Below are 1750 nucleotides of genomic sequence, written 5' to 3' on the forward strand. Positions count from 1 at the left end.
CTCGATCCGCAACGGCTCGCCCGCCGCAAACGCCACCGCGGCCTGTACCTTCATCGTCGCGTTCCTTCCTTCGGCTGCCGTCGACCCTGTGCCCCTCGACTAGCCCGAACCATGCGGTACGGCCAGGGCCCGACTGCCGCCGATGCGGCGAAAGCTCCACCACAGCAGGATTCCGCGGCTGGCCAGGAACAGGAGCAGGGTCAGCCACAGCCCGGTACCGCCCAGCACCGGTACCAGCAGCGCGGCACTGACCAGGAACAGGCCGAGTGCGAGCGCCATGGCGTTGCGCAGTACCTCCGCACGGCCGGTGCCAAAGAACACCCCGTCCAGGACGAAGGCCCAGACCGAGACGAGCGGCAAAGCGATCACGAAGGGCAGGTAGTGGTGGGCAGTGGCCTGGACATCGGCATGATGGGTCATCAGCTCGATCGCAGAAGGGCCGGCCAGGGCCAGGATCCCGGTCAGCAGCACCGCCAGGATCAGGCCGTGCTCGAAGGCCGCGCGCATCGCCATGTGCAGGGATTCGGCCGAATGGGCACCGGTGGCCCGCCCGATCATGGTCTCGCCCGCCTGGGCAAAGCCATCCAGCAGCCAAGCGGTGGCAGTGAAGAAGGTCATCAAGATCGCGTTCGCGGCGACGAAGGTCTCGCCCTGGCGCGCCGCCAGCACGGTGAACGCGACGAACGACCCTTCCAGGAAGCAGGAGCGCAGGAACAGGTCGCGATTGACCCGGAACAGCCGGGTGAGTGCCGGCCGGTCGGCCAGGGCAGCCGCGATCGCGGCACGGTCGGGGCGGACCTTGCGCAGCACCAGGGCCAGCGCCACCAGCAGCCCGGCATATTCGGAAAGCGTGGTGGCGACCGCCACCGACGAGAGGCCGAACCCCAGGCCCAGCACGAACCAGACGTCGAGCACCGCATTCAGGACATTGCCCAGCACGGCCACGAGCAGGGGCCCGCGCGCGTCCTGCCGGCCCAGCAGCCAGCCGGTCAGCGCGAACTGGCCGAGTGCCGCAGGCGCACCCAGGAGGCGGATCGCCAGGAACTGGTCGAACCCGGCGGCGACCTCGGGCGAGGGGAGGAACAGGAGATGGCCCAGGAACTGGAGCGGCCAGCTCAGCAGCATCAGCACCCCACCAATCGTCAGCGCCGTCACCAGCGCCCGAATCCCGGTCGCCGTCAGCGCCTGCTGGTCACCCGCCCCCACCGCCTGGGCGGCCAGCGCGGTCGTCCCCATGCGCAGGAAGCCGAACAGGAACCAGAGCACCGAGACGAGCTGGGTCGCGAGCGCCGCGGCGGTCAGGTCGGCAGGATCCGGCAAATGGCCGACCACCGCCGTATCCACCATGCCCAGCAGCGGCACGGCGAGATTGGCGAGGATCAGCGGCACCGCCAGCCGTCGCGCCTCGCGTCGTGCCCTCGCCAGCCCCATGACCTCGCCCACCCGTTCCCCCAAGCCCGCCAGCCAACCGCGCCACGCCGCCCGCACGAACAGCTACGCCGCATTCCGTCGCTCGCCGCAATCCGTTGACCACCACCGCCAAGCGGTGTTACTCGCACCACGCCGCGGAGGGGTGGCCGAGTGGCTGAAGGCGGCGGTTTGCTAAACCGTTATAGGGCCCTAAAGCCTTATCGAGGGTTCGAATCCCTTCCCCTCCGCCAGCGTCAGATCGTAACCTGCTAGGTGTACGGTCCCGGGATGTGGTGTGACGGGTCGAGCCTGAACCGATCGGGCTCTTTGGCCCAGGTCT

General features: G+C 69.2%; 1 protein-coding gene and 1 tRNA gene. One reads left to right on the plus strand and one right to left on the minus strand.

Annotated elements, in window-relative coordinates; genetic code table 11:
* Nucleotides 1-99: 99 nt before the first annotated feature.
* Nucleotides 100-1455, minus strand: a complete 1356-nt coding sequence (locus tag HLA95_RS27185) for an MATE family efflux transporter (protein ID WP_191062163.1) — start codon at nucleotides 1453-1455, stop codon at nucleotides 100-102.
* A gap of 112 nt (nucleotides 1456-1567) precedes the next feature.
* Here HLA95_RS27185 and HLA95_RS27190 point away from each other — a divergent pair.
* A tRNA-Ser gene (locus HLA95_RS27190) sits at nucleotides 1568-1661 on the plus strand.
* The last annotated feature ends 89 nt before the right edge of the window (nucleotides 1662-1750 follow it).

Source organism: Geminicoccus harenae (assembly GCF_019800005.1).
GTDB lineage: Bacteria > Pseudomonadota > Alphaproteobacteria > Geminicoccales > Geminicoccaceae > Geminicoccus > Geminicoccus harenae.